The organism is Alicyclobacillus fodiniaquatilis, assembly GCF_042678105.1.
GTDB classification, from domain to species: Bacteria; Bacillota; Bacilli; order Alicyclobacillales; family Alicyclobacillaceae; genus Alicyclobacillus; species Alicyclobacillus fodiniaquatilis.
In genome coordinates this window covers 26,329-49,096 of record NZ_JBHUCX010000013.1, presented here as the reverse complement: position 1 = coordinate 49,096, position 22,768 = coordinate 26,329, and the positions used below count along the sequence as shown (strand labels likewise).

At 50.6% G+C, this 22,768-nt stretch carries 25 protein-coding genes and 1 pseudogene; 8 read left to right on the top strand and 18 right to left on the bottom strand.

Annotated features, from left to right (window positions below; all coding sequences use genetic code 11):
* Positions 1–13: 13 nt before the first annotated feature.
* Positions 14–385: a winged helix-turn-helix transcriptional regulator gene (locus ACFSB2_RS03330; protein WP_377941242.1), complete on the top strand. Its 372-nt coding sequence runs from the start codon at positions 14–16 to the stop codon at positions 383–385.
* A 131-nt stretch (positions 386–516) separates the two neighbouring features.
* Here the strand turns inward: ACFSB2_RS03330 and ACFSB2_RS03325 are convergent, their stop codons facing one another.
* Positions 517–645: a hypothetical protein gene (locus ACFSB2_RS03325; protein ID WP_377941240.1), complete on the bottom strand. Its 129-nt coding sequence runs from the start codon at positions 643–645 to the stop codon at positions 517–519.
* A gap of 145 nt (positions 646–790) precedes the next feature.
* On the opposite strand from ACFSB2_RS03325, the gene ACFSB2_RS03320 reads away from it, so the two are divergent.
* Entirely contained in the window at positions 791–1,318 is a 528-nt protein-coding gene (locus ACFSB2_RS03320) for a hypothetical protein (RefSeq protein WP_377941238.1), read from the top strand.
* A gap of 65 nt (positions 1,319–1,383) precedes the next feature.
* On the opposite strand, the gene ACFSB2_RS03315 is transcribed toward ACFSB2_RS03320, so the two are convergent.
* From ACFSB2_RS03315 to ACFSB2_RS03300, 4 genes are all read right to left on the bottom strand, one after another.
* On the bottom strand, positions 1,384–2,073 hold the full coding sequence (locus tag ACFSB2_RS03315; protein ID WP_377941237.1) for a response regulator: 690 nt from the start codon (positions 2,071–2,073) through the stop codon (positions 1,384–1,386).
* A 102-nt stretch (positions 2,074–2,175) separates the two neighbouring features.
* Positions 2,176–3,774, bottom strand: a complete 1,599-nt coding sequence (locus ACFSB2_RS03310) for a GAF domain-containing sensor histidine kinase (protein WP_377941236.1) — start codon at positions 3,772–3,774, stop codon at positions 2,176–2,178.
* A gap of 45 nt (positions 3,775–3,819) precedes the next feature.
* Entirely contained in the window at positions 3,820–4,950 is a 1,131-nt protein-coding gene (locus ACFSB2_RS03305) for an S-adenosylmethionine:tRNA ribosyltransferase-isomerase (protein WP_377941234.1), read from the bottom strand.
* On the bottom strand, positions 4,950–5,705 hold the full coding sequence (locus ACFSB2_RS03300) for an SDR family NAD(P)-dependent oxidoreductase (RefSeq protein WP_377941233.1): 756 nt from the start codon (positions 5,703–5,705) through the stop codon (positions 4,950–4,952). The genes ACFSB2_RS03305 and ACFSB2_RS03300 overlap by 1 nt, the downstream gene beginning before the upstream one ends.
* A gap of 234 nt (positions 5,706–5,939) precedes the next feature.
* On the opposite strand from ACFSB2_RS03300, the gene ACFSB2_RS03295 reads away from it, so the two are divergent.
* The 4 genes from ACFSB2_RS03295 (at position 5,940) to ACFSB2_RS03280 (ending at position 8,587) form a co-directional block, all read left to right on the top strand.
* Positions 5,940–6,659 (top strand): FadR/GntR family transcriptional regulator, encoded by a 720-nt coding sequence (locus ACFSB2_RS03295; protein ID WP_377941230.1) that lies wholly within the window; start codon positions 5,940–5,942, stop codon positions 6,657–6,659.
* Positions 6,634–7,869, top strand: coding sequence for a CynX/NimT family MFS transporter (locus tag ACFSB2_RS03290; protein ID WP_377941228.1), 1,236 nt, complete (start codon positions 6,634–6,636; stop codon positions 7,867–7,869). Before ACFSB2_RS03295 ends, ACFSB2_RS03290 begins: the two co-directional genes overlap by 26 nt.
* Before the next feature lie 164 nt (positions 7,870–8,033).
* A complete protein-coding gene (locus tag ACFSB2_RS03285; protein ID WP_377941524.1) occupies positions 8,034–8,321 on the top strand; it encodes an NAD-dependent epimerase/dehydratase family protein in 288 nt (95 codons plus the stop codon).
* Complete coding sequence (locus ACFSB2_RS03280; protein ID WP_377941227.1) at positions 8,300–8,587, top strand: hypothetical protein; 288 nt, start codon at positions 8,300–8,302, stop codon at positions 8,585–8,587. The genes ACFSB2_RS03285 and ACFSB2_RS03280 overlap by 22 nt, the downstream gene beginning before the upstream one ends.
* A gap of 408 nt (positions 8,588–8,995) precedes the next feature.
* Here ACFSB2_RS03280 and ACFSB2_RS03275 read toward each other — a convergent pair whose 3' ends face one another.
* The 7 genes from ACFSB2_RS03275 to ACFSB2_RS03245 all read right to left on the bottom strand — a co-directional run bounded on the left by ACFSB2_RS03275 (position 8,996) and on the right by ACFSB2_RS03245 (position 16,011).
* Entirely contained in the window at positions 8,996–11,002 is a 2,007-nt protein-coding gene (locus ACFSB2_RS03275) for a putative Ig domain-containing protein (protein WP_377941226.1), read from the bottom strand.
* Between the two features lie 642 nt (positions 11,003–11,644).
* A complete protein-coding gene (locus ACFSB2_RS03270) occupies positions 11,645–11,986 on the bottom strand; it encodes a hypothetical protein (protein ID WP_377941225.1) in 342 nt (113 codons plus the stop codon).
* Positions 11,987–12,249: 263 nt separating this feature from the next.
* A complete protein-coding gene (locus ACFSB2_RS03265; RefSeq protein ID WP_377941224.1) occupies positions 12,250–12,942 on the bottom strand; it encodes an HAD family hydrolase in 693 nt (230 codons plus the stop codon).
* A complete protein-coding gene (locus tag ACFSB2_RS03260) occupies positions 12,939–13,310 on the bottom strand; it encodes a hypothetical protein (protein WP_377941222.1) in 372 nt (123 codons plus the stop codon). The genes ACFSB2_RS03265 and ACFSB2_RS03260 overlap by 4 nt, the downstream gene beginning before the upstream one ends.
* Positions 13,311–13,337: 27 nt before the next feature.
* Positions 13,338–13,961, bottom strand: coding sequence for a GDSL-type esterase/lipase family protein (locus tag ACFSB2_RS03255; protein WP_377941221.1), 624 nt, complete (start codon positions 13,959–13,961; stop codon positions 13,338–13,340).
* A gap of 49 nt (positions 13,962–14,010) precedes the next feature.
* On the bottom strand, positions 14,011–14,784 hold the full coding sequence (locus ACFSB2_RS03250; RefSeq protein WP_377941218.1) for a metallophosphoesterase: 774 nt from the start codon (positions 14,782–14,784) through the stop codon (positions 14,011–14,013).
* 27 nt (positions 14,785–14,811) lie between these two features.
* Positions 14,812–16,011 (bottom strand): MFS transporter, encoded by a 1,200-nt coding sequence (locus tag ACFSB2_RS03245; RefSeq protein ID WP_377941217.1) that lies wholly within the window; start codon positions 16,009–16,011, stop codon positions 14,812–14,814.
* A gap of 262 nt (positions 16,012–16,273) precedes the next feature.
* Here ACFSB2_RS03245 and ACFSB2_RS03240 point away from each other — a divergent pair, with 262 nt between their 5' ends.
* A complete protein-coding gene (locus ACFSB2_RS03240; RefSeq protein WP_377941215.1) occupies positions 16,274–17,464 on the top strand; it encodes a glycosyltransferase in 1,191 nt (396 codons plus the stop codon).
* A gap of 27 nt (positions 17,465–17,491) precedes the next feature.
* Here ACFSB2_RS03240 and ACFSB2_RS03235 read toward each other — a convergent pair whose 3' ends face one another.
* The 3 genes from ACFSB2_RS03235 to ACFSB2_RS03225 all read right to left on the bottom strand — a co-directional run bounded on the left by ACFSB2_RS03235 (position 17,492) and on the right by ACFSB2_RS03225 (position 19,510).
* The gene (locus ACFSB2_RS03235; RefSeq protein WP_377941214.1) at positions 17,492–18,202 is read right to left on the bottom strand and encodes a class I SAM-dependent methyltransferase; all 711 of its coding nucleotides are present in this window, start codon (positions 18,200–18,202) and stop codon (positions 17,492–17,494) included.
* 242 nt (positions 18,203–18,444) lie between these two features.
* A complete protein-coding gene (gene rpsD / locus ACFSB2_RS03230; protein ID WP_377941213.1) occupies positions 18,445–19,050 on the bottom strand; it encodes a 30S ribosomal protein S4 in 606 nt (201 codons plus the stop codon).
* A 16-nt stretch (positions 19,051–19,066) separates the two neighbouring features.
* On the bottom strand, positions 19,067–19,510 hold the full coding sequence (locus tag ACFSB2_RS03225) for a hypothetical protein (RefSeq protein ID WP_377941211.1): 444 nt from the start codon (positions 19,508–19,510) through the stop codon (positions 19,067–19,069).
* Positions 19,511–19,612: 102 nt separating this feature from the next.
* Between ACFSB2_RS03225 and ACFSB2_RS03220 the strand changes: the two are divergent.
* A pseudogene (locus ACFSB2_RS03220) lies at positions 19,613–19,903 on the top strand (MBL fold metallo-hydrolase); the annotation flags it as partial.
* A gap of 1 nt (position 19,904) precedes the next feature.
* On the opposite strand, the gene ACFSB2_RS03215 reads toward ACFSB2_RS03220, so the two are convergent.
* The 3 genes from ACFSB2_RS03215 to ACFSB2_RS03205 all read right to left on the bottom strand — a co-directional run bounded on the left by ACFSB2_RS03215 (position 19,905) and on the right by ACFSB2_RS03205 (position 22,538).
* Complete coding sequence (locus tag ACFSB2_RS03215) at positions 19,905–21,071, bottom strand: UxaA family hydrolase (protein WP_377941208.1); 1,167 nt, start codon at positions 21,069–21,071, stop codon at positions 19,905–19,907.
* A gap of 61 nt (positions 21,072–21,132) precedes the next feature.
* Positions 21,133–22,236: a UxaA family hydrolase gene (locus tag ACFSB2_RS03210; RefSeq protein ID WP_377941207.1), complete on the bottom strand. Its 1,104-nt coding sequence runs from the start codon at positions 22,234–22,236 to the stop codon at positions 21,133–21,135.
* Positions 22,233–22,538 (bottom strand): UxaA family hydrolase, encoded by a 306-nt coding sequence (locus ACFSB2_RS03205; RefSeq protein ID WP_377941206.1) that lies wholly within the window; start codon positions 22,536–22,538, stop codon positions 22,233–22,235. The genes ACFSB2_RS03210 and ACFSB2_RS03205 overlap by 4 nt, the downstream gene beginning before the upstream one ends.
* Positions 22,539–22,768 lie beyond the last annotated feature (230 nt).

Below are 22,768 nucleotides of genomic sequence, written 5' to 3'. Positions count from 1 at the left end.
GAGAGGTGATCTGGTGAAAGAACCTGTGACGGACTCGAAGACTCAATCTGCATACATCCCTTGTTCAATCGAAACCGTTTTAAATATCATCGGTGGCAAATGGTCTTTTTTGGTGCTGAAAGAGCTGTATACAGGCACGAAAAGATTCAGCGCGCTGCAAAAATCCGTCGTCGGAATCAGTCCCAAATCACTCACGGACACCCTGCGGCACTTAGAGGCAAACGGTATTTTGGCGCGCCAGGTTTATCCGACGGTGCCTGTGACCGTTGAATACTCACTGACCGAAAAAGGCGTCGACTTTCACAGTGTGCTCAAAGAGATGAAGCGCTGGGGCGCAAAGTGGGGACAAGCTGAACTGCCGACACTCGACTGTAAAGATGCTTGACCTAAGGAGACTTGTGAAAAAATCTTCTATTCGTCATTCAATCTGATGCATTTTTCACATGTCCCCCGGATAGTGGGACTGCCCGTACACTGCTGGGTAGTCCCACTGTGATTCTGATTCAGCATATGTGTTCAACTGGACTGATGATAACCCTGGATAAACCCGACAACCATGATGGTGACGATGCTCACGACAAGAAAAATGCCGATGATGATGCCGATCACCATGAGCGTTTTGGTCAGTTTGCGCATTTTCTTCATTTAACTTGACCTCATTCCATCCAGCTCCCTTTGGCAAGTTCCCTTCATATGTACACTTGATTGCGCACGGAAAATTCAGAGGATGGGCTTGGCTCCCTCTTTGGCTTCCTTTAGTATTATATATTGAAGAATGGAGTGAACGAAGTTGAGCCTTTGGCAAGACATATCAGATGAGCTAAATCAGCGAACCCCGTCTCCTCCTCTGCATCCTGAAAGCATTTGGAACGAAACGTTGAGCGAGAAGCTCTGCAACATCTCGTCAAAAGAACTCATCGGTGAAGGCAACCCGTCTGAACAAGTTGCCCAAGCGACCCGCGCCGGTCTGTTACTCTGGAACGACGATCTCGATGCAGCACACGAAATTGTCCAAGACATGCATCAGGTCATCGGCAGTTACTGGCACGCCATTCTGCATCGCCGCGAGGGGGATGGCGACAACGCCAAGTATTGGTTTGCCCGCGTTGGCCAACACCCCATTTTCCCATCGCTGCACCAACAAGCAGCGCAACTGTGGCCAGCGTGCAAGTCATGGGCAAAATGGTCGCCCAACGCCTTTGTCGATGCGGTCACCGAAGCCGTCACATTCGGAGAGGAAAATCATCCATTTGGCGAAGCGTTGCGACAAATTCAGGTAATCGAATTCAAGCTTTTGTTACAGCACGGGCTAGCATGAAGTAAACCGCACTTTCGATTCTTTAATCTACGCCCCAAGGTATGTCAGCATGGCGAGACCAGAGATTACAAATCGACCAGGCCCAGCTTGACGGCGACCAGCACGGCTTGGGTCCGGTCAAACACGTTTAATTTCGCGATAATATGACTGACGTGCACCTTGACGGTTTTTTCGCTGATGCCGAGCTTCGCGCCAATTTCTTTGTTCGAATGCCCCTCCGCCATCGCGGCAAGCACCTGACGCTCGCGCTGCGTCAGCGATTCGACATGGGTTTGTTTGCTCTGCTCACTGGCGACATCCATCGGCAATGTTGCTTCACCACGGGCATATTCCGCTTTTTGCGCCGCAGCCCAAATGTTCTCCTCTATCACCATATGTCCAGCTGCAGCTTGACGAATGCCGCCTAGCAACAAATCTGGCGAGACATCTTTGTGCAAATAGCCAATCGCCCCCGCAGACAACGCATCCAAAGCCGCTTGTTCCTGCTGAAACGAGGTCAACGCCAAAATGCGCACATCCGGTCTTTGCCCATGAATCCTGCGGATGGCCTCAACGCCGTCACAGGCGCCAGGCATGACCAAATCCATGATGACGATATCTGTCTGCGCCCGCTCAGCCATCGCCACGGCATGGTCACCATTCTCTGCTTCCCAGACAATTTCGATGTCCTCCGCCAATTGCAGAAAAGCGCGCAGCCCTTCGCGGACGACAGGGTGATCGTCAACAATCGCAACGCGAATCGTGGTTTCCGGCATCCAATTCACCCACTTGTTTACTCGAATTTAGCCTAAATAGCAGTCCCTCGGTGCACTGTGATGATGCTTCGACTGGCATATCTTATGGACGCGAGACGCCCATCACGTATCGCCGTCCATCAATAAGGCGTCCACACACACACTTGTCCCGACACCTGGTGTGCATGAGAGATTCATACGCGCGCCGACACTTTCCGCCCGTTCGGCCATGGTCCGCAGACCCAATCCGCGCTGCGCGCGCACTTGCACAAAACCTATCCCGTCGTCCTGTATCTGTAAGGAAAGCCGCAACCCGTCTAGCCTTACCGCCACCACAATCGTCGTGGCAGCAGCGTGCTTGAATGCATTATGCAATGCCTCATCCGCGATGGCAAGCAAGGCAGCGCGCAATTTGGCGTTGGGCTCATGCGCCAATTCATCCGGTGCATCAAGCAAAATGCGCACATCGGTTTGCATTTCCAGCGTCCTCACCCGTTTGCGCAAGGCTTGAAGCAACGTTGCGCCTTCTGCCAATGGGCGCAACGTACGAATCAAATCGCGCATTTCGGCCTGGCTTTCTGCCAAGAGCGTCGTCACTCGCGCAAGCGTGTGCGTCACTGCCTCTGATTGCTCGATGCCAGGCATTTGCGTTGTAGCCGTTCTCAGCAGAAGTTGCGCGGAAAAAAGCCGTTGACTGACCGCATCATGCAAATCTGCCGCGATTCTGCGCCGTTCACGCCAATGGGCGTCATGCATTCCCTGCGCATACAATTGGGCATTCACATAGGCAGCAGCCAAGTGCCAGGCAAATGTCTGCAGAACTTCTTCATCCACCCAATCAAACGCATGCGCTAGCGGACTTTCCATACGAACGTGAAAGTGGGTCAGGGGCAACGGCATGGACACCACGCTTTTCGCCTCTGCCAGCAACACGGAAGAAAGCGCCTTATCGATCTCGGCCGTTTCGTAGACATAGGCGTGCGCCTGCGCTGAGTCTGAACATTCAGCTACTGAGATGACCTCTATGTCCTGATTGTCCCCTTCCGTCCCCAGCATCGTGACGATGCCGCAAGCAGGATAATGGAACGCTTCCACAAACGCTTCAACGGCTTGCTGCAACAATTTCTTCGGCGCGGCATGAAGTGTCCAGGCTGAGGCGACGGAAGCCAGTTTGTGCAAACTTGAAGCCCTGGCGCGCTCACTTTGTAGAATGCGGGCGCGATCGACCGCCACAGCGACTTGTTGTCCCACGGTTTCCAAAAAGGAAAGCGCCTCGGCGGTGAATACCGTTCTTCCCGGCGCAGCTACGTTCAGAATCCCCAACGGCTCATCTTTGCTGCAGAGTGGAATGCTGGCGTGAAACCGCAAATCGAATGTGTCTCCCTGCGCATCGCGCAGACGACTGCAGCGCACGATATTCACAGCCTCATTGAGGTTCCCATGGACAAACCGCTCCTGACACTCACACCAACCTGTGCGCAAAGGCTGCTCGTTGCAGCAGGCAAGCGCAGGCGGCAATTTGCTTGCGCCCACCTCGACAAATGATTTGCGGCAGGCGTCATAGCGAAACGCCCAAGCGGTCTTCAACCCCAACGCTTCCCCAAGTTTCGGCAATATCGCCTCCATTGCGGCAGACACATCGTTCGCCTCATTGAGCGCCTCGGCAATTTCCTTGAACACCATCAGCCGATTTGCCTCATTGGACAAGCCGCGTTCTTCCATGACGCCATGCCACTCCCTTCATCCCATTGTCTCACCAGCATATCATTACAAAATTAAATTCGCGTCGCCAAATTCGTGCCAAAGATACCCCTTTGCAACTGCCTCTGCATAGGCGCTGCGCAAATTTTCCTGCGTCGTAAAAGCATATAACATCGCTAAGTGACTTGTATCACTGTCGTGCAAACCTGTCATTAACCCCGTCACAGCCCGTGGCGGTGATTCCGGCGTGATGATAAGCGATGTCCAGCCCGCTTTTGGCACAACCTCGCCATTGGCCAATGTCGCGCTTTCCACCGCGCGCACGACCGTCGTCCCAACGGCGATAACCCGCCGATGGTTGGCGTTTGCCTCATTGATAAGCGCTGCCGTTTCTGCACTGACATGATACCATTCCGGCAAAAACGGATGATCTGTGAGCCTACCCGTCACCTCGTGACTCGATGTTCCCGTATGCAGCGTGATCCCAGCCAGTTTGACGCCGCGCGCCTGCAATGACGCGACCACCCGCTCACTGAAAGGTCGGGCTGCAGAGGGCATCTCAGCTGAACCCAACTCACGGGCAAAAATCGTTTGAAACGCCTCAATGTCAGGTGCTTCTCGCAAATATCCATAGCGGATAGGCTGCCCGATGATTTCCGCCACGCGCCATAAATCGAATGCACATTCGACATACCACAAGCGGCTATGTGGATGAAAATGGCCGATTACGGTGCAGACAACGCTGCCCTGTGGCTTTGTAGACTGCTCAAGTGATTGATGATGGAGCATCTGTAACGCTTCATCATCAATCACCAACTGCTCCCCCGTTGCAAATCGTGTGTCATCTGGTGCGCCCGCGACAGTTCGCCGCTCCACAATGTACAGGTTTTTCGTGATACGACCAGCCAGATGAATGCGAATGCCCTGTCCGTCTGTGGCCAGTCTGACCGGCAAACTGGCTGGCAAGGTGCGTGAATGATTGACTACGACCACATCATCTGCATCAAGCCACTGCGGCAATTGATAAAAAGTGGCATGTTGTCGCTCGCCAGACACTTTGTCCAGCACCATCAATTTCACTTCATCTCGCGACAACCCACGTGTTTCAGGCGTATGTGTCGCCACATTGGGCGGCTGTGGCAAATCGAGCGACAAATTCCAAGCTGTTGTTCCCCCGGATTTCACATGCATCGTCATCAGCGACTCACCTCCACGAGATTGCCATCTTGCACTTGCAGCCGCGCCCCAGAAGGAAACGGCCAAACCTGCTCGCCAAACAGTGGCGCGAACAACGGCATCAATTGTTTGGCTACCATCGATGGTGCGCTCAGTCCAGTCGCGTCCGGATCAGCCGCTTGGTGCATTGCCGTAGCCATATCACCGGGATCGACACTGTAAACTTGAAAATCAGGCATCTCTGCTGCCATCGTCCGATGGAGTAAGTCCATAGCTGCTTTGGAAGCACCGTATATTCCCCAGCCAGGATATCCGCCAATGGCCGCATCGCTGGAAATGGTGAGCGCCAGACTTCGCGTTTGCCGTTGCATCAACGGCGCCGCCAGGCGGAGCAAAGCGAGCGGTGCAAAGACATTGACCTCAAATACATCGCGATCATTTTCCACAGTGCTCTCCAGCACGTGCGGCATAGGCACTTGACCAAGTGTAGACGCGTTATTCACTATGGCATCAATACGACCGTATTGGGCCAATGTCTCTGCCACGAACACTTGTCGGAAAGCTGAATCAGCAATATCCCCGACTAGCCCAGTCACCGGACCAAACGGTTTTAGCATTTGTTCTGCCGCCTCGACAGCAGTGGCCGTACGCGCACAAAAGCCGACTGCTCCTCCCTGCTGCAACAATTCAGCCGTTAAGGCAAAACCGAGTCCCTGACTCCCACCCGTAAGCAAAATGACAGGCGCATTTTCCATCCGATCACGCTTGTTGGCCATCTATGAGCAACCTCCTCTGAATTCGCTGCTTGCTCTGTTTTCAGGCTAACTGATTGAACAGATCCACAGCGCCTGCCAAGTGTCGTATATCCTCTACGACTTTGGATGTATGCGAGACCATCGGTATGCTGGCCAACACGGATGAAACGTTTTGTCCAACGCAAGATAGAATGACACCCCGGAGATAACATGCTACAATGCACAAGTCCAATCATCCGATGTTTGGAGGTTCATATGAAACTACAAAAGACGACGCGATCCTCGTTGGCCAAGCAGATTATTGAACAGTTGGAGTTGTTGATTGTATCCGGAGAATGGCGTGTTGGGGAGCGCATTCCGCCAGAGCCGGAGTTGGTCGAGCAACTCGGTGTCAGTCGCAATACCATCCGTGAAGCAGTGCAAGCACTCATTCATGCAGGAATACTGGAAGCCAAACAAGGAGACGGAACCTATGTGCGGTCATCCAGTCCGTTTGAGGCAGCCATGCTGCGGCGCCTCGGCGCTTCGAGCACGGCGGAAATCATGGAAGTGCGCAGTTGCCTTGAGCGGGAAATTGCCAGTCTAGCTGCCCAGCGGCGGACAGACGCAGATCTTGCCATCATACAAAAACGCTTCGAAGCGCGAAATCAGCGGTACGACAACACCGAGTTGTGGGTGCAGGCAGACATCGATTTTCACCTCGCCATCGCACAAGCAGCGCACAACAGCATCTTGATCGACCTGTACAAACATTTGTCTGAACACATCTACCTGACCATCCGTCCGGCCATTGACGTGATAGAGTTTGTCGAACAGCACACATGCAACCATCGCGCGCTCGTCGAAGCCATAGCCGCACAAGATGCCAAAGCTGCAGAGGATGCAGTCAACAATCTGATTCAGACAACACAGAACGCACTTGCACATCAAGAGAAGGGATCTGCACAAAGTGAAAAAACAAACAACCATTTCTGATACCAACAGGCCGAATGTCGGCTGGCTGCTGTTACTCGGTATCATTTTTGTCGCATTCAATCTGCGGCCAGCCATTACTTCTGTTGGCCCATTGATCAATTCCATCCGCATTCATCTCGACATCTCCAACGGCATCGCAGGCCTGGTGACCACCCTGCCGTTGATTGCATTCGCCGTACTGTCACCACTCGCCCCCCGCATTGGCCATCGCCTGGGGAACGAATGCACCATTCTCCTGGGCATCATCGTGCTGATGATCGGCGTTTTTGTTCGATCCATCGGCGACGCCGCCACCTTGTTTATCGGCACCGCTTTGATTGGTCTTGGTGTGGCGATTTGCAACGTCCTTCTCCCCAGCCTGGTCAAGCATAAGTTTCCGACCAAGGTGGGACTGATGACCGGCATTTATTCAACCTCCATGGGCATCTTTGCTGCGCTTGCTTCTGGCGTCAGTGTTCCGTTGGCCTCGGGATTGCACCTCGGCTGGCAAAAGTCGCTTGTGGTTTGGGCCGCCATTGCCATCATTGCCGCCATCGTCTGGTTGCCGCAATTGCGTTTTCACGACAAAGCCAATCTCATCACACACGTCAATCATGGGCAAAAGTCGATCCTTCGTTCACCATTGGCCTGGAAAGTCACTTTTTTCATGGGGCTGCAATCATTCTTGTTTTATTCGACCATCGCCTGGCTGCCGGATATCCTGACACATGATGGCATGAGCGCTTCCGCGGCAGGCTGGATGCTCTGCCTGATGCAAGTCGTCAGTCTGCCTGCAACGTTTATCACACCGCTGCTCGCGGGACGTCTGCCGAACCAAAAAAGCATTGTGCTGGGCCTAGGCATCCTTTATCTCATAGGTATCACTGGCCTGCTCGTCAGCGGGAGCATCGCGCTCGCTGTGGTCTGGACCATCCTGATTGGCATTGGTCAAGGCTCAAGCATCAGCCTGGCGCTCACACTGCTCGGCCTGCGGACGACCAGCGCAAAACAAGCAGCGGATTTGTCGGGCATGGCTCAATCCATCGGCTATCTGCTGGCTGCAGTCGGACCTGTACTGGTTGGCTTTGTGTTTGATGCGACCAATTCATGGACCGTTCCTTTAATCATTCTGCTCGTTTGCGTTGTGCTCACCATCCTCGCTGGCTTGGGGGCAGGACGAAACGCGTATGTTGATGGATCAACCCCGGCAGAGAAATCCAGGGCTTCTTAAACAAACGTGTATTGAATAACATAGCCAGAGCCGCGAGTCGGCGAAGGACATTTGTCCTTTGAAGACTTACAGTTCTGGCTATTTTTGCACTCGTCTACCTCTGGCTGTTCCAGTGATTTCGGGGCACAAGGCCGTGTTTGATCAGCATATATACACCTTGTCGCATGTATTTGTTTTCGAAGGGCTTACGCTTGGAGATTCGTGTCCTTAAGTTTAACAAGGACATATTGCCTCCTATGATGTTTTATTATTTAGAATTATACTCCGGGATAGGAGGTGGGCGAATGCGTATCGCAGTCATTGGAGGAACAGGTTTTATAGCGACTTACATCGTCGAAAGACTGATAGAACTTGGTCACAACGTCCTTGTGTTTAGTCGCCATGATGTTAATACGCCTCAAGTAGAAAGTCTGATTGGGGACAAGCCACTATGGAGCGGGTGGTTGCTCTAGGCAAACTGTTGGGTTGGACGGGTCAGATCGTCGAAGTTGATTCAGGCTTCCTGCCGGAAAACATGCTTCGGGATTTTCGCATGGAACAACATTGGGTCGTTAGTTCTGATCGCATACGAACCGAATTGGATTTTAAGGAGACCGTGTCGTTTTTCGAAGGTCTACAAAGAACCATTGACTGGGAATTGGAAAACCAGATAAATAACACAGACCAACTGCTCGCAGACTACAGGGTAGAAGATGAAGTATATGCTAAGATTAGCTAATAACGCCACTTCGCAATTTAGCAGGCATTGTCCTTGGATTGCTCGGTATATGGATATTGCTTGATGCTGTTGTGCACTTGTTTCATCGCTGAACTATACAGGTAATGGGGGACTTTAGCTAAGGATCTCAAAGAAACACAATAGCATTGACTTCTTTATATACATATGGCGTCAGGTGCCCCACCTGCAATCAGATCGTAAGGATCTCATTTATTGCCCTCTTCGATGATTACTGAAAACACCCATTTTGAATCATCAAGTTGCAAAATTAAAGCACCATCCTTCCATAGTTCAAAACGCATCTTATTCAGTATTCCTATCCGTTTGTCCAAGTGGCTTTGCTGTTGGATTTCCTCATAAAATAGCAGGTCTCACAAAAGCGAGACCTGCTATTCAAAACGTAACACATTAACTGTTCGACGGAGTCACCGTCCACGTCATGCCGTCCCATGTGCTCGTCAGACCGACTTGGTTCAGAATCTGCTCCACGTACCAAATCGGCATGTATGTGGTCGGCTTACCTGATGACGGATCGACCACTGCTTTGGTGTTTACATTCTGCACCAGCGTCCCGTTCAGGTAGATGCTCGTGTTTCCCGATCCCGCCTGCACGTTCGTCAAGTCCACCTGCGACGAACTCGTCATTTGCCACTGATGACCATTCCACGTGCTCTGAATGTCCATCGACTTCAGCCACTGCATCACGTACCAGATCGGCATATACGTCGTCTGCGTTCCACCCTCGTTACCCACAACTGCGGGTACATTTTGAATTTGGCCATTCCACACAATTTCACGTTCATCCGACTTAATAATATCTATCGGAAGTGTCTGCGTTGAAATCATTCCGCCTGCATCTGTCACCTGTACTGTGATATTGGATACTCCACTCGTCGTCGCTGCCCCAGTGATCTCACCCGTGTTCGAATTAAAGCTGAGTCCAGTCGGCAATGTTCCCTGTGCAATGTGCCACTCGTACGGCGCAGTTCCGCCCGTTGCCATAAGCGTCTGGTCATACGGTTGCCCTACCGTATCCGGCGCGAGGCTCGTCGTCGCGATTGAAGGGTACGAAGTCGGGCCATCCACCGTCAGCACGAGCTGACGTGTTGCCTTTAAATGATTGGCATCCGTCACTTGTACAGTAAATGTATACTGACCGCCTAATCCAATCGGAGAGCCAGAGATGACCCCTTGATTGCTTAAGGTTAATCCTTGAGGTAGGGCGCCATTGGTCACGCTCCATGTGAAAGGTTGTGTTCCGCCAGTTGTAACGAGTTGAGCCGAGTATGGTGTACCGACCTTTGCATCCTCCATGAAAGAAACCGTGTTGATGAACGGAGGAACAGGACCTCCGCCACCGTTGGTCACGGCGGTTGGTTGTTTAAGATATGGATATCCATTGTTGATGCTCGATGATATCCCCCAGGTTTTGACAAAATCCCACCCAGCAGATGTATAAGTGGATTCCGTTTGCATGACCGGTGTCGACTCTCCGGTCACGCCGGATGCGGAGCTGTTGTTGCCAACTCCAAGACTCTGGCCCGTCGCGTCAGTATCGAAATAGGAGTTGTTGATGCTCCCGTTCCCCAGTTCCCCCACCAATCCACCAAAATGAACTGCGGTACCACTATAATTGTTTCTTTGGCCGGTCGAAACCTGCCCAGTTGCGTACACATCCCGCATCGTTCCTCCGGAAACCAACCCGACCGCCCCACCAAAATCCTCTGTTCCGCCAGTAAGATAGTCATCCGTTCCCTGACTTACCGTGGCTGTGGAATACGCATTCTGGATGAGTCCACCATCCTCTTCTCCAACCAACCCACCAACCGATACGGCGAAATCGTTCCCACCGCTGTAAGAATCGTTCTGTACCACCCCATTGACATATGCGTCTTGAATCACGCCGTCTATTTGTAAGCCCACAAGCCCTCCGACTTCATCACCCGGTGATGGAAAATCGGGGCCTGTGACTGACACGTTTACCAAGCCTATATTTTCTACCGTGCCTGTGTTTGAACCAAACAAACCAGCTTCATTGCCAGTAGTATTATTGACTGTAAGATTTTGAATGGTGAATCCTTGGCCGTTGAACACGCCGCCGAACGGAGCGGAGGAATTACCACCAAACGGCAACCACCCCGAATAATCCGTAAGGTCAATATCGTTCATGAGTTCAATGTGGGCATTCAAATATGTAGTATTCGATCCTGCTGAAATCACACTACTCTGGTTCTCGTCAATGTACACCAGTTGATTGAGTGTTGAAACTTGCACCCAGCCGTTCACTACGGGCGGCGCAGCCAATGTACCTGCTAGCGCGGTGGGCATGAATACGCTAAACCCTGCAGTTATCAGCAATACGCCTAAAGAGGTTTCAAAGGAGCCACGAATTACTTTGCTTACTGAAATATTCACAATTTCACCATCCTTGATAGATTTTAAATGCTCGTTTAAAAATGGACTATGGTATGCACGCGAGAGGTCAGTGCAAACCACATAGAAGAAATAAATTGAACAGCGTGTTGTAGAAGTTTCCCAAACGCTCATTCCGAATTCCCATTCTACTTAAATGTACTAATCATATCACCCTTCGTGGTGAACACATACGCATACAATCATGTCTGTTCGATATTGTAGCAAATCCTCTCAATGACATCCGATCTGCTTTAACCAGGGTACCGCTAACAAGACGTGAAAAAACATATTCTAATCCAAATTCCGGATGTAAAACGCAGTATCACTCGTCCAATTATCTTGGCTCATAAAAAATACGAGCCCAATAGGTCTCCGCATATTTCCTCAAAAATTTCCATTCTTCTCAATGGTGATTACGAGAATTCTTCTCAATTACGAACAATCGGTCTTACAGCGGGTATCGCGCTATTGAACAAAACAAAAGGAACCAGTGGCATTTACAGCCCTAGTTCCTTTTGTGTCTCGTGGTGCTACGAACAGTTTCACCAGTTGTTCAAGACAAAATACTACATGCCAATTCGTACATCACCAACTCCCCAGGCGCGCGAATATTCATCGTGTCGCCCTGAGTCATTATTTTTTTCATTCGAAACAATTTACATGTCTCATTTGACGAACAATTCTCATGCGTTCCGCAGCCTCCAACCATGGCATGACGAAATTCAACGTGTCAAAAACATCGAGAACACTTGAGTTTTCATAGATCTTACCTTCTATTTTGTCGTTGTTAATGTACTTTTTCACCCACACATACCATCGATTATCCTTCTGAACGATTCCTGCCTCATCAGACATCGTCCATATTTCGCTTCCTGAATAGCGAATCTTCTCTAAGGTTTGTTGAAATTGTGCAATCGCAAGTGCTACTGGATTCCCCATACAGTAAGCAATCAAAGTTCGCCCCATACGTACCAAGTGTTTCATGATTCGGCTCCTTTGCTATGCAATGTTGGAATTTGATCCATGAATCCACCCTATTCCCTGCACCTTTAAAAAACATTGAATATCAGGCGAAGTCGTTCCAAGTCATATAAAGTTCACAAGATTGATTGTTGCTTGTAGTGAAACAGGCACTAGGAATGTTGAACGACCATTCATCAAATAAGAATCATATTCATGTGCACTTGACACTGTTTTTCACCGCAGAGACCCTCATCCAATACCTGCTTTGGGAACCACTGCATAGATCATGGATAATAACATGATAAGTAACTCGCCAATTCTGAAAGATTCTGGATTTGCAGAACATCTTCAGAGCGATGTTCCATAATGCCTTTACGGTTCAGCCATATGCCTTTCATACCTATCTGCGCACAAGGCAATATATCACTGACGTAATTATCGCCGATATAGACACAATTATCTGGCGATACATCTGCACGTCCGCATGCAGTTTGAAAAATCGCTACATCCGGTTTCGCTACGCCTACATCTCCAGCTGTGACGACCAACTCAAAACAATCTCTGATGCCCATCTTGATTAACTTCGAGTTCTGTTGATCGAAATCTCCATTGCTTATGACCCCTAAGCGTAGACCTTCGAGTTCCTTGAGGCAGGGGATCACATCGTCAAAAGGTCTCCAGTTATCCTGAAAATGAGTGAGGTACACATTGAAAATCGCTAGTGCTTCCGTGTCATTCAGTTTGAGGCCGACCAACCCGAATAGCGCTTTGACTCGTGCTATTTTCTGTTCTTCAAATGTTAACTCGCCTGACAGATATCTAGTAAAATGTCGTTTTCCGATCTCACACCATTGGAAATAAAATGCTGACTCATTGTGATCAAAATGAGTGCAATACATTTCAAAAAGCGCTTTAACTCCGAGATATTCTGACGCCTTGAAGTCCAATAACGTCTCGTCGACATCAAAAAAAATCATATTACTTCTCCTGAATTTAACGGCTCAATGTGATCTGGTTCAGGCATGGTTTCAAACTGTACCGCTTTTATTCGAATCGCCCCTTGAATGAGGGCCTTCGAAAGTCGGTGTCCACCGTCCATCAAATATCCATCGGCATTTAGGATGATTGGATAAGAAAGATCCGCTTCCAGTATACGCCTACAATGGTCGGCCACTTTTCGAACGGTTGGAATATGCCTATCTCCGAACCAGCAATCTTGATCCAACTCTTTAATCGAACTGACTTCAATTTCTTTCACGGGCAATTCCTTGACAAGGTCCCAAAGTCTTTCCGTCAACCAGATGCACCTGCGTCCGGCAATGATACGTGAATGCGTCTGTGGCAATTCTCACCCTCCTTATTCCAACGTGTTCTACAAATACTTCAACAAATTGCCGAGAATCACGGCATACCCATTTGCCCACATGTGAATCCCATCGACGGAATATTCCGCTCTCAAATTCCCCTGCTCATCAAACAGTCCTTCGTTCACATCGATAAACTCACAACCATGCTGCAAAGCCAGTTCCTCGATTGCCTCATTGGCTTCGCGAATGGCTGAATTGGTGCGCGTCTTAAAGAGTAGCGACTTTTGCGCTACATCTATACCCGGGAAGTCAGCATCTGCGTTCACGGGATAATAGGCCATCACGTACACCTTGCAGTTGGACAATCTCCCCGAGATTTGTGTCAGGATGTTATCATAGTTGGAAACGAGCCGCGATAGACTGTAATCCCCGTCAGCTGAAGCGATGTCATTCGTGCCAATATTGATGAACATCTTTGTAGGCTCCAATTCGAAGATGCACACTTCCATGTGCTGCAGTAAGTCCGCTGTCACAAAACCGCCGATGCCACGATTGTAGATGATGCGTTCCAAAGCCAACGTGTGCTGCATTTCGTGAATTGGGAACTGCTCCATGAGTGAAGAGCCGACAAACAGAATCTGCCCTTTCTTCGCAAAGCGGTTCAGTATTTTGTAGTTCGTGATTAACACTGTACGTCTTCCTCATTCCTGCTCAATCGCAATATTTCCTGATTAGCATCTACAGCTCATGCACGGTAACTTCACTGCGGACCAGGAACCGGAAATTGTATCCGGACTGACCGACGCCCTTGGAGATATAAAATGTCCCCAATTCATTTTGATGAACGCCTTTGTAAACGCCTGAAGCGGCTAAAGGCCCCATATTTTTGAGTTGAAACAAAAAAGGGATATTAAACTGCTTTCCATGCAAATGCCCAGCAAACAGATAGTCAAATCGCTGTTTCATATAAAGCGTGATGGTTGGATCGTGTGTCATCACGACAATGGGCTTCCCTTTTTCAACCGCTTGAAACGCCGCCGCTTCATCACTGTGGTCCGAATCAAAATCGTCGATGCCCACCAGATTGATTTTGTCCAATCTCGCCGTCTGATTGACCAGCACCGTGATGCCAAACTCGTTGAGCAGGCGCTTCAACTTGGATGGCTGCGGCAGGAAATAATCGTGATTGCCCAACACCGCATAAGCGGGGACTTGTGTGCTCTGAATCATTTTCAAGAAAGGCGCCAGCAGGACAAAAGATGAATCTTTATCCAAGTAATCTCCCGTGAGACAGATGAAATTTGGATGCTCGCGCTGGATGACTGCCGCTAGCGCGCTCGGACGGATGCGATTGCGTTCTACGTGCAAGTCGCTGATTTGGAGGATTTTCAGTCCAGTTCCCAGCGGAATGCGCACACGCTCCACTTTCAGCCACCTTGTCGGCAGGACGGCGGTCAGATAAAACACCGCCAGCAGCAAACACAGACCAATTACTATCCAAGTTACATACACGCTCATCAGCACCTTGTTCAAAATGACTTATTTTGCGACTGTAGGGCGTTGCTCCAAAGGCGGCTGCCAACGACGGTGTTTATCCATAGGAAGAAACAGTGTGCACAACGCCGCCAAAGGCATGATCCAGACAACCCATTCCAGCGTCAAGCGCAGGCCAATGCTGTCTGCCAAATCCCCCAGCAGCATCGTGCCAATCCCACCTACGCCGCCAGCAAAACCAATCAACAGACCGGAAACCATGGCGATATTGCCCGGCAACATCTCCTGGCCGTACACGACCGTAACGGCAAAGGTCGACAACAGGAAAAAGCCAAGCGCGGCGAGATCGACCAGAAGCAAAGACTGCGGTAGATAGGGCAACAGCACAGCGAGTGGGGTGGAAACCATCATCGACATGCGAATGACATTGCGCTGACCGACTTTATCTGCCATCGGTCCACCTGCCATGGTGCCAAAAGCGCCGAACAACAAGAAAATAAACGTGTACAGCCAAACATTGGCTGTGAGCACCCCGTAGAAATGTATGACGTATAACGGAACAAATGTGGTGATGCCAGAGGTGATCCAAGACCGGACAGTCACAACGGCAACCAATAATGTGAGTCCACCCTTCGACGCTTTCCCCTGGTTGGCTGCAGCAGACGTCGCCGCACTCCGATTTTTCCGATACTCGGACAAACGTGTGGAAAACCAACGTGCCAGCGTGATCATCATCACTGTCGACAACACGCTCGGCAACATGAACCAGATGGTCCCGTTCATCCCCACATGCCCGAGGAACAACAGCGCCAAGGCTGAGAGCGCAATCCCCGAATTGCCGCCAACCTGAAAGACAGATTGCGCCAAACCACGTTTATCCGCTGCTGCAAAATAGACAGCCCGGCTCGCATCCGGGTGAAACGCGGCTGAACCGATGCCGCTCAACACCACTGCTGGCAGCAACAGCAGAAAAGAAGGCGCAAATGGAATCCACACCAGCCCCAAGCCCAATGCCAAGGCGCTGAATGCCAGCAACCACGGGCTACCTTTTTTGTCTGAAATATAGCCAAATATCGGCTGGACCAAAGATGAGGACACGCTCGAAGTCATGGTCAAAATACCAACCTCGGCATAAGACAATTTGAATTGAACAGCAAGTAACGGCAGAATGGCGGTCAGTACGCCATTCAAAAAATCATTGATGAGATGGCCCGCAGCCATGATGGAAATGACTCTTTTGTTCATTAGATTATTATCACCTAAATTACACATGATATTTTTATGTCATAGAATCTATGCTACCCTGTAAATGAATCAGCACCCTGGTGCAACGCCCATCCGCGATGCCTTGACTGACTGGCATCCTCATGACGCTGTTGGTACGGGACGCATCACACATGGCGGTCTATCGAACTTTTTTGAAGGGAGCGTTTCCCGATGTTCCGCATTCACCGTTTCGTTTGAACAGCTCAAACGATGCATGGGGGATATCAGGAACATTCCAATCATGAAAAAGAAAATCTTGCTCGTCTCATACCATATGCCCCCGGTCCTCAATGCAGAGTCCATCCTCGTCTGGAAAACCATACGTGAACTGAGCCTTCACTATGACATAGATGTCTTGACAGCCCGTGGACAAAGGCGGGATCGAACCGATGCGCAAATGTCCCTGCCCGCAAACGTCCATGTCGTCCAAAGCCGGGCGTGGAAACCCTGGAATGCGCTTGCAAGCAAAGCGCTGACAAAAGGGGTGGGCTACTTTGCTGATGAAACGTATCTGTGGACGATGCAAGCCCGCGCAAATTTTGCGCTGTTCCGGCACTGCGATGTGATTTACAGCCGCTCCCAACCTGCAGCGAGCCATATTCTTGCATATCAAATCAGGCAGAAATTGCGCAAGCCTTGGGTTGCCCAGTTTAGTGATCCGTGGACCAACAACCCATACCACCAACATCACAGCCCATTCCGCAAAGCGTATGATCGTCTTTGGGAACGCCGTGTCATTCAGCATGCGGATGTTCTGATTTTTCCGACCAAAGAAATACTGGGTATGTATACTGATACATACAAAACAAATGACATCACAAGAAAAAGTTTGCTCTTACCTCATCATTACGTACCAGAACTATTTCAAGCAAAGAGAAACAAGCCCGCCGACGGCAAATCGCCCGTCACCTTTGCCTACTTTGGCGATTTTTATGGCAAGCGGTCACCAGCTCCGTTTCTTGCTGGATTGCGCGAAGTCATTGCGCGCCAACCGCATCTGGCGGATGGAATCCAAGTGCGTTTTTTCGGCAATGTCGAGCAGAAATTCACCGATATGCTGGCCAAATCTCCCTTACCCGTCCAACAAGCGAAGGTTTCCTATTTCGAGAGTTTACAACGGATGGCCGAGTCAGATGTCCTATTGCTGATTGACGCCCCTTCGGCGAACGGGATCAATCCGTTTCTCGCATCCAAGCTGATTGACTATTTGGGCGCGGGAAAACCCATTTTGGGCATCACAGACCTCATAGGCACCGCATCCGACATCTTGCGCAAATACGGTCATCACGTGGTCAGCCCCCACGATCAGGAAGGCATCGCTTCTGCTATCCTAGAATGTCTCAGCAACCGCGACGCGCATTTCATGCCACCAGTCGAATTCACCACGGAAGCAGTCATTGGCCGTTTGGCGGAGAAGATGGCCAAGCTTTGATTTGACCATCCTCCACCAGCGCTCGTGTTACTCAGGCTTCACGCCGACAACCAGCCCACGGTTGCCGTGCAAATGGACACATACGGCATCCATGCCGATTTGTTTCAACCAAGCCAAATGCTCATCCAACAGTACCGGATAATCCCCGCGTCCAAGCACGATCCGCTCATGATCCGCAAAACTTTCGCCTTCGTGCTCTGCCACGGTGGATTGGTACAGAGCATCCTGACGCTGCCAGACATGGTGCAGGACCTGCCAGACATGCGCATTCTCCACACGCATCCGATCAAGCAAGAGAAATGCGCCGCCTGGCTCAAGCAATTCGTAAATTCGGCGATAGACGGCTTGCATATCCTCGCGCGCCAAGTGGTGCAGCGACTGAATGGCGATGACAAATTGATAAGGATGTGAAGGCAAGATGAGAGAAGGGAAATCCGCCAAGTTGTACTGTATGGACTCAAATCGGTCCGAATAGGCAGTTAAACGTTCAGCGGCGATGTTCATCATCTCACGTGAGCCATCCACTCCGACAATGCGCGCTTGTGGAATACGCTCGAAGATCAACTTCTCTACTTGGCCAGAACCGTATCCCAAGTCGAGCATCCATGTGTTTGGCCGCATCATCTTCTCCAAAAGGGTAACTAAAATATCCAATTGTTCGCCGCGAGACGGATTGTGTTCGCTCCCCTTCGCATCCCAATTTCTTGCCACATCTCGATTGCCCCAGTCCTGTGCCATGTGCCATCCTCCCATTTTCCGCTCTAGACGCTCATCCACATCGTGGATGAAACTTCCGTTGGCGCGCTTTGATGGTGCGCCACTTTGATTGATTTGTGTGTCTAAACGATAGCGACAATACTGCAACCGACAGTCCAACTAGTATTGTAGCGCATATCTATACGCCCTAAAAACAAAAGCTGCCAAACAGCGTTCGGCAGCTTCAACAGTCGATTGCGTTGTATTGTGATACAGTCTATCAATTAGCGAGAGTAAAACTCGACAATCAACGTCTCGTTGACCACAATCGGAACCTCTTCCCGATTTGGCAGACGCTCCAACACGCCTGTATTCGTGTTTGCGTCAAATGAGAAATAAGGCGCCGATGCTGGACGACTTTCAAGGCTTTCGCGCACGACCGGGATCTGTTGGCCGCGCTCTGTCAATCCAATCACATCACCAGGCTTAACATGATAAGAAGCAATGTCCACTTTTTTGCCGTTCACAGTCACATGGCGGTGGTTGACCAATTGACGAGCGCCATCCAATGTCTGGGCAAAGCCGAGACGATATGCGACGTTGTCCAACCGCGTCTCCAGCAAGAAGACCAAGTTGTCACCCGTGATGCCCGTGCGGCGCGCAGCTTCCTCGTAGTATTTGCGGAACTGCTTTTCCTGTACGCCATAGATATGGCGCAGTTTCTGCTTTTCAAGCAACTGTGTGCCATACTCGCTGCGACGCGTGCGTTTCGTCGGGCCATGCTGGCCTGGCGGATAAGGACGCTTGTGCACAGGGCATTTTGGCGACCCACACAATGGTTGTCCAACTGTACGACATAGTTTATGTTTAGCTCCGGTTCTTCTCGACATGAATCCATCACGACTCCTAATGTTGAATTTTGCTTACATCTTGTTCTATATCGACTGCACACCATGCTTGGCGTAAATCTTCACATGTCGCAATTTCTAGACCTTCGCTGCGCAAAGTGGTCAACTCCAATTCAATTTCTTCGATCACTGCGCATAACATGCTGACAACGTCATTCGAACTCATGTCTTGACATGGTTCTGTCGAATCAAACAAGACGACAGGCCGCATCGCCTTCCCTATTCTGACATATACATCGGCGCGAATCCAGAGCTCTCCTTCGAGACTGCAAATTGCCTGAAATATCACGTCAGAAGAAAACTGAACGCCAGACATGACTTCATTCACACAAGTCTCCAACCCGAACCGCTTCGCCGAAGATAACGCCATGACCTTATCGCTTAACTCTGTTGGAAATGCGATTTGCTTCACCAATTGTTCAACTTGCTTGCGAACGAACAAACGCTCACCTTCTTACAGCGTTGAATCTATACATGACTAATTTAATCAACTTTGCACGAATCTCATCATATCGCTTGCAGAAACAATTTGCAATAGCGGAGCGGACTGATGGCCCTGATTTCGCCCCTCTATCCACATCACAGCATAGCTCTCGGTGATCATGTCCAAGCTCTGCCTGCGGATGGCTGTGTGCCAAACTTGCCCCAATGGCGCTGGATTCACACGCTTGGACACACACCGGGGCACATTTCCCTGTTCTGCGACCAAGACGGCGCGCTGATTGCAGGCGATGCGTTTACGACCGTAAAACAAGAGTCTACGCTCGCTGTCTTGACGCAGGAAAAAGAAATTCATGGGCCATCAAAATATTTCACGACCGATTGGGAAGCAGCGGTCAATGACTGACCGCCACGCGATTGATGCTGAATTCCCGATGCCCGAGAATCTCGGCCTTCACTTTGTCTCCAGAGGCGACAGAGATGATGTACTCGTAAATCGATTGTCCGGCTTGTTCAATCGATGTCTTCCCTAATAACACATCCCCTAAATCAATGTCAATGTTGTCTCTCATTCTCTGCGATGTTCTCGGATTGGCACACAACTTGACGACCGGCGCAACGGGGGAGCCTGTCGGTGTGCCGCGCCCTGTCGTGAAACAGACCAGTTGTGCGCCCAATGCCAACATCCCCGATACACACTCAATGTCATTGCCGGGCGAATCCATGAAAAATAGGCCCTTTCCTGTAATCGGCTCGCCGTACTCAACCACGCCTTCCAATGTGGCCGTTCCGGCCTTGCTGATACAGCCAAGCGATTTTTCTTCAATCGTGGTCAACCCACCTGCGATGTTCCCTGGCGATGGGTTGCCGCCTCTCATATCAGCGCCTGCATGCGCTACCGCCTGCTCAAACCGGTTCACACAAAAGAGCAATTTGTCCGCCACAGCCTCTGATCTCGCGCGCTGTACGAGAATGTGCTCAGCGCCGATGATCTCCGTCGTCTCGCTGAAAACAACGCTCCCGCCAGCCTGCACCATCAGATCCATCGCTTCACCGAGCGCCGGATTGCACGCCAACCCCGAAGTGGTGTCCGATCCGCCGCATTTACTGCCGATGATCAATTTCTCCACACCAACTGCTTGGCGCGTTTCGTCTTTGATCATGCGCACAAGTTCTTGCGCCAATTGAATCCCTTGTTCGATGGCGCGAATGGTCCCGCCGCACGTTTCCATGACAATGGTGCGTATCGGTTTCCCTGTGCTTGCGATGGCTGAGGACAATGCCGCAGCAGGAATGGTATCCTCCTCGCGCACACCAACAACCAAAACGGCGCCGACATTCGGATTTGATCCAACGCCCGCGAGAATGCGAAATGTCCGCACTGCATCGACCGCATCCTGTATCCCACCATGTTCATGCGTCAATGCCACAGTCCCCGATACAAGTTTCTGAATCCGCATCGCCACATGATTCGCATTCACACTCGTCGGAATCACAAGGACGTGATTTCGTATGCCCACTGCGCCATTTGGGCGAACGTATCCCATAAAGTGATCGATCATCATACTTTCCTCCCCAGTTGCATCCCATCAGCCAAACATCACCAAAAGGCCACACATTCACTTATAGGCTGATGCCGATCCGATGAATGGCAAACTCCTCGTGGCCAAGCAGTTCCGCAGCGGTCAGTTGACCAGATGCCACCTTCAACAAATGGTGAAACAAAGATGCTCCATCTACCTGTCCGTCGACGGATGAAATTGTATAATCGACGTGATCGCGCCAGATTTCATCCACATTTGCCGTTGATACTTTCACCACGGGCATCACCGGATTGCCCACCGGCGAACCGCCATCGCTGAAGAACAAAGCGACATTCGCGCCGCCTGCCGCGTACCCAGAAATACATTCCACGTCACTGCACGGTGAATCCATGAATTGCAACCCGCCGCCGCTTATCTGTTCCGCGTACTGGCGCACACTGGCAATGGGCATGTCAAACACATCCGGATAGGCTGGGGCAACAAGTGTCGGCGCGTAGGCGCGCACACGCTGCATAGCAGGTTCAGCAACATTGATGAGCAGTTCTTGTCTTTTCGTCATTTGCTGGCGAAGCTGCTCAAGCGCTGGAATCTTGGTGTCCTCCACACTGTGCATCACCTTCTCCAACTCCCCCATGCACACACCGCCGCCTGCGCTGCAGATGTCTCGTACAAGCTCGACCAAATCTGTCGCTGCCCCTGAAAAACCGTCGAGTCCGTCTCCCCACTTTACGGCAAGGCGCAAATGTTCGATGCCCACCGACTCTCGTTGTAGCGCTTTGACTTGTTGACTGATGGCATTGGCCGCCTTGATGCCTGCTTCAATCGCCTTGACAGAGCCACCGACATCCTGAATGCGAATAAATGCCGCGGGCTTGCCTGACTGCGCAATTACCTGCGCCATCGCTTCCCCATCGACCACTTCACAGCCCAGGCTGACCACAAGCACGCCAGCAACATTTGGATTCATGCCAAGTCCTTTCAACATCCGTGTCGTTTGCGCTGAATCAGCGCCAATCTGACTACAGCCGTGCTGATGCGTCACAGCGATGCAATTTTCTACCGCTTCGGCGATGCGCTCACAGACCACCGAGGAGCACAGTACAGACGGCAACACCAAAACATGATTTCGCGTCCCGACAGATCCATCTGCGCGCACATAACCCATAAATGTTTTGGCGGTCAATTCGTTTCATCTCCTTGTGATAAATCGCCACGTCCGCGAATGCCTTCGACATTGTGAATGTGAACATGATGCCCTACAGCAATCGCCTGCGTACACCGACCGATGACTTCCCCGTACTTGACAATGAGTTCACCGGGCGAGATATCTGTGATGGCGACTTTATGACCAAATGGGATAGCCTCGTGAATCGCAATACACTGCTCCTCTCCCTGCACAAAAAAGCGCGCATCCTCGCCAGCGCTCAAATCGCGCAACGCTGTGGCTACGTTGTCTTGTTGTGATATTAAAAGAAGCTCACGCATTGGTGTCTCCTGTTTGATTGGCAAATTTAACACCCGCTTTCACCGAAAAGGTTTTCATCTTTTGACTGATCACGTTCACCCCCGGCTCCATCGCCAAATGATGCGACATGTTCAGTTTTTCTGAAGCAATTGATGCTCTGCTCAACTGGCGCCAATACTTGATCCACTTTAAAATGTGCAAGCCTCGCAAGAATTTATTTAGCTTGAAAAGCATGCATAAATTTCATTCT

Excerpts from the sequence above, each read along its gene's own strand:
- ACFSB2_RS03310 (WP_377941236.1), bottom strand. The coding sequence starts at position 3,774 with ATGGAAGAACGCGGCTTGTCCAATGAGGCAAATCGGCTGATGGTGTTC.
- ACFSB2_RS03315 (WP_377941237.1), bottom strand. The coding sequence starts at position 2,073 with ATGCCGGAAACCACGATTCGCGTTGCGATTGTTGACGATCACCCTGTC.
- ACFSB2_RS03305 (WP_377941234.1), bottom strand. The coding sequence starts at position 4,950 with ATGACGATGCATGTGAAATCCGGGGGAACAACAGCTTGGAATTTGTCG.
- ACFSB2_RS03240 (WP_377941215.1), top strand. The coding sequence starts at position 16,274 with ATGAAAAAGAAAATCTTGCTCGTCTCATACCATATGCCCCCGGTCCTC.
- ACFSB2_RS03325 (WP_377941240.1), bottom strand. The coding sequence starts at position 645 with ATGAAGAAAATGCGCAAACTGACCAAAACGCTCATGGTGATCGGCATC.
- ACFSB2_RS03285 (WP_377941524.1), top strand. The coding sequence starts at position 8,034 with ATGTATTTGTTTTCGAAGGGCTTACGCTTGGAGATTCGTGTCCTTAAG.
- ACFSB2_RS03300 (WP_377941233.1), bottom strand. The coding sequence starts at position 5,705 with ATGGCCAACAAGCGTGATCGGATGGAAAATGCGCCTGTCATTTTGCTT.
- ACFSB2_RS03215 (WP_377941208.1), bottom strand. The coding sequence starts at position 21,071 with ATGATCGATCACTTTATGGGATACGTTCGCCCAAATGGCGCAGTGGGC.
- rpsD (WP_377941213.1), bottom strand. The coding sequence starts at position 19,050 with ATGTCGAGAAGAACCGGAGCTAAACATAAACTATGTCGTACAGTTGGA.
- ACFSB2_RS03270 (WP_377941225.1), bottom strand. The coding sequence starts at position 11,986 with ATGAAACACTTGGTACGTATGGGGCGAACTTTGATTGCTTACTGTATG.
- ACFSB2_RS03265 (WP_377941224.1), bottom strand. The coding sequence starts at position 12,942 with ATGATTTTTTTTGATGTCGACGAGACGTTATTGGACTTCAAGGCGTCA.
- ACFSB2_RS03235 (WP_377941214.1), bottom strand. The coding sequence starts at position 18,202 with ATGGCACAGGACTGGGGCAATCGAGATGTGGCAAGAAATTGGGATGCG.
- ACFSB2_RS03295 (WP_377941230.1), top strand. The coding sequence starts at position 5,940 with ATGAAACTACAAAAGACGACGCGATCCTCGTTGGCCAAGCAGATTATT.
- ACFSB2_RS03205 (WP_377941206.1), bottom strand. The coding sequence starts at position 22,538 with ATGCGTGAGCTTCTTTTAATATCACAACAAGACAACGTAGCCACAGCG.
- ACFSB2_RS03245 (WP_377941217.1), bottom strand. The coding sequence starts at position 16,011 with ATGAACAAAAGAGTCATTTCCATCATGGCTGCGGGCCATCTCATCAAT.
- ACFSB2_RS03280 (WP_377941227.1), top strand. The coding sequence starts at position 8,300 with ATGGAGCGGGTGGTTGCTCTAGGCAAACTGTTGGGTTGGACGGGTCAG.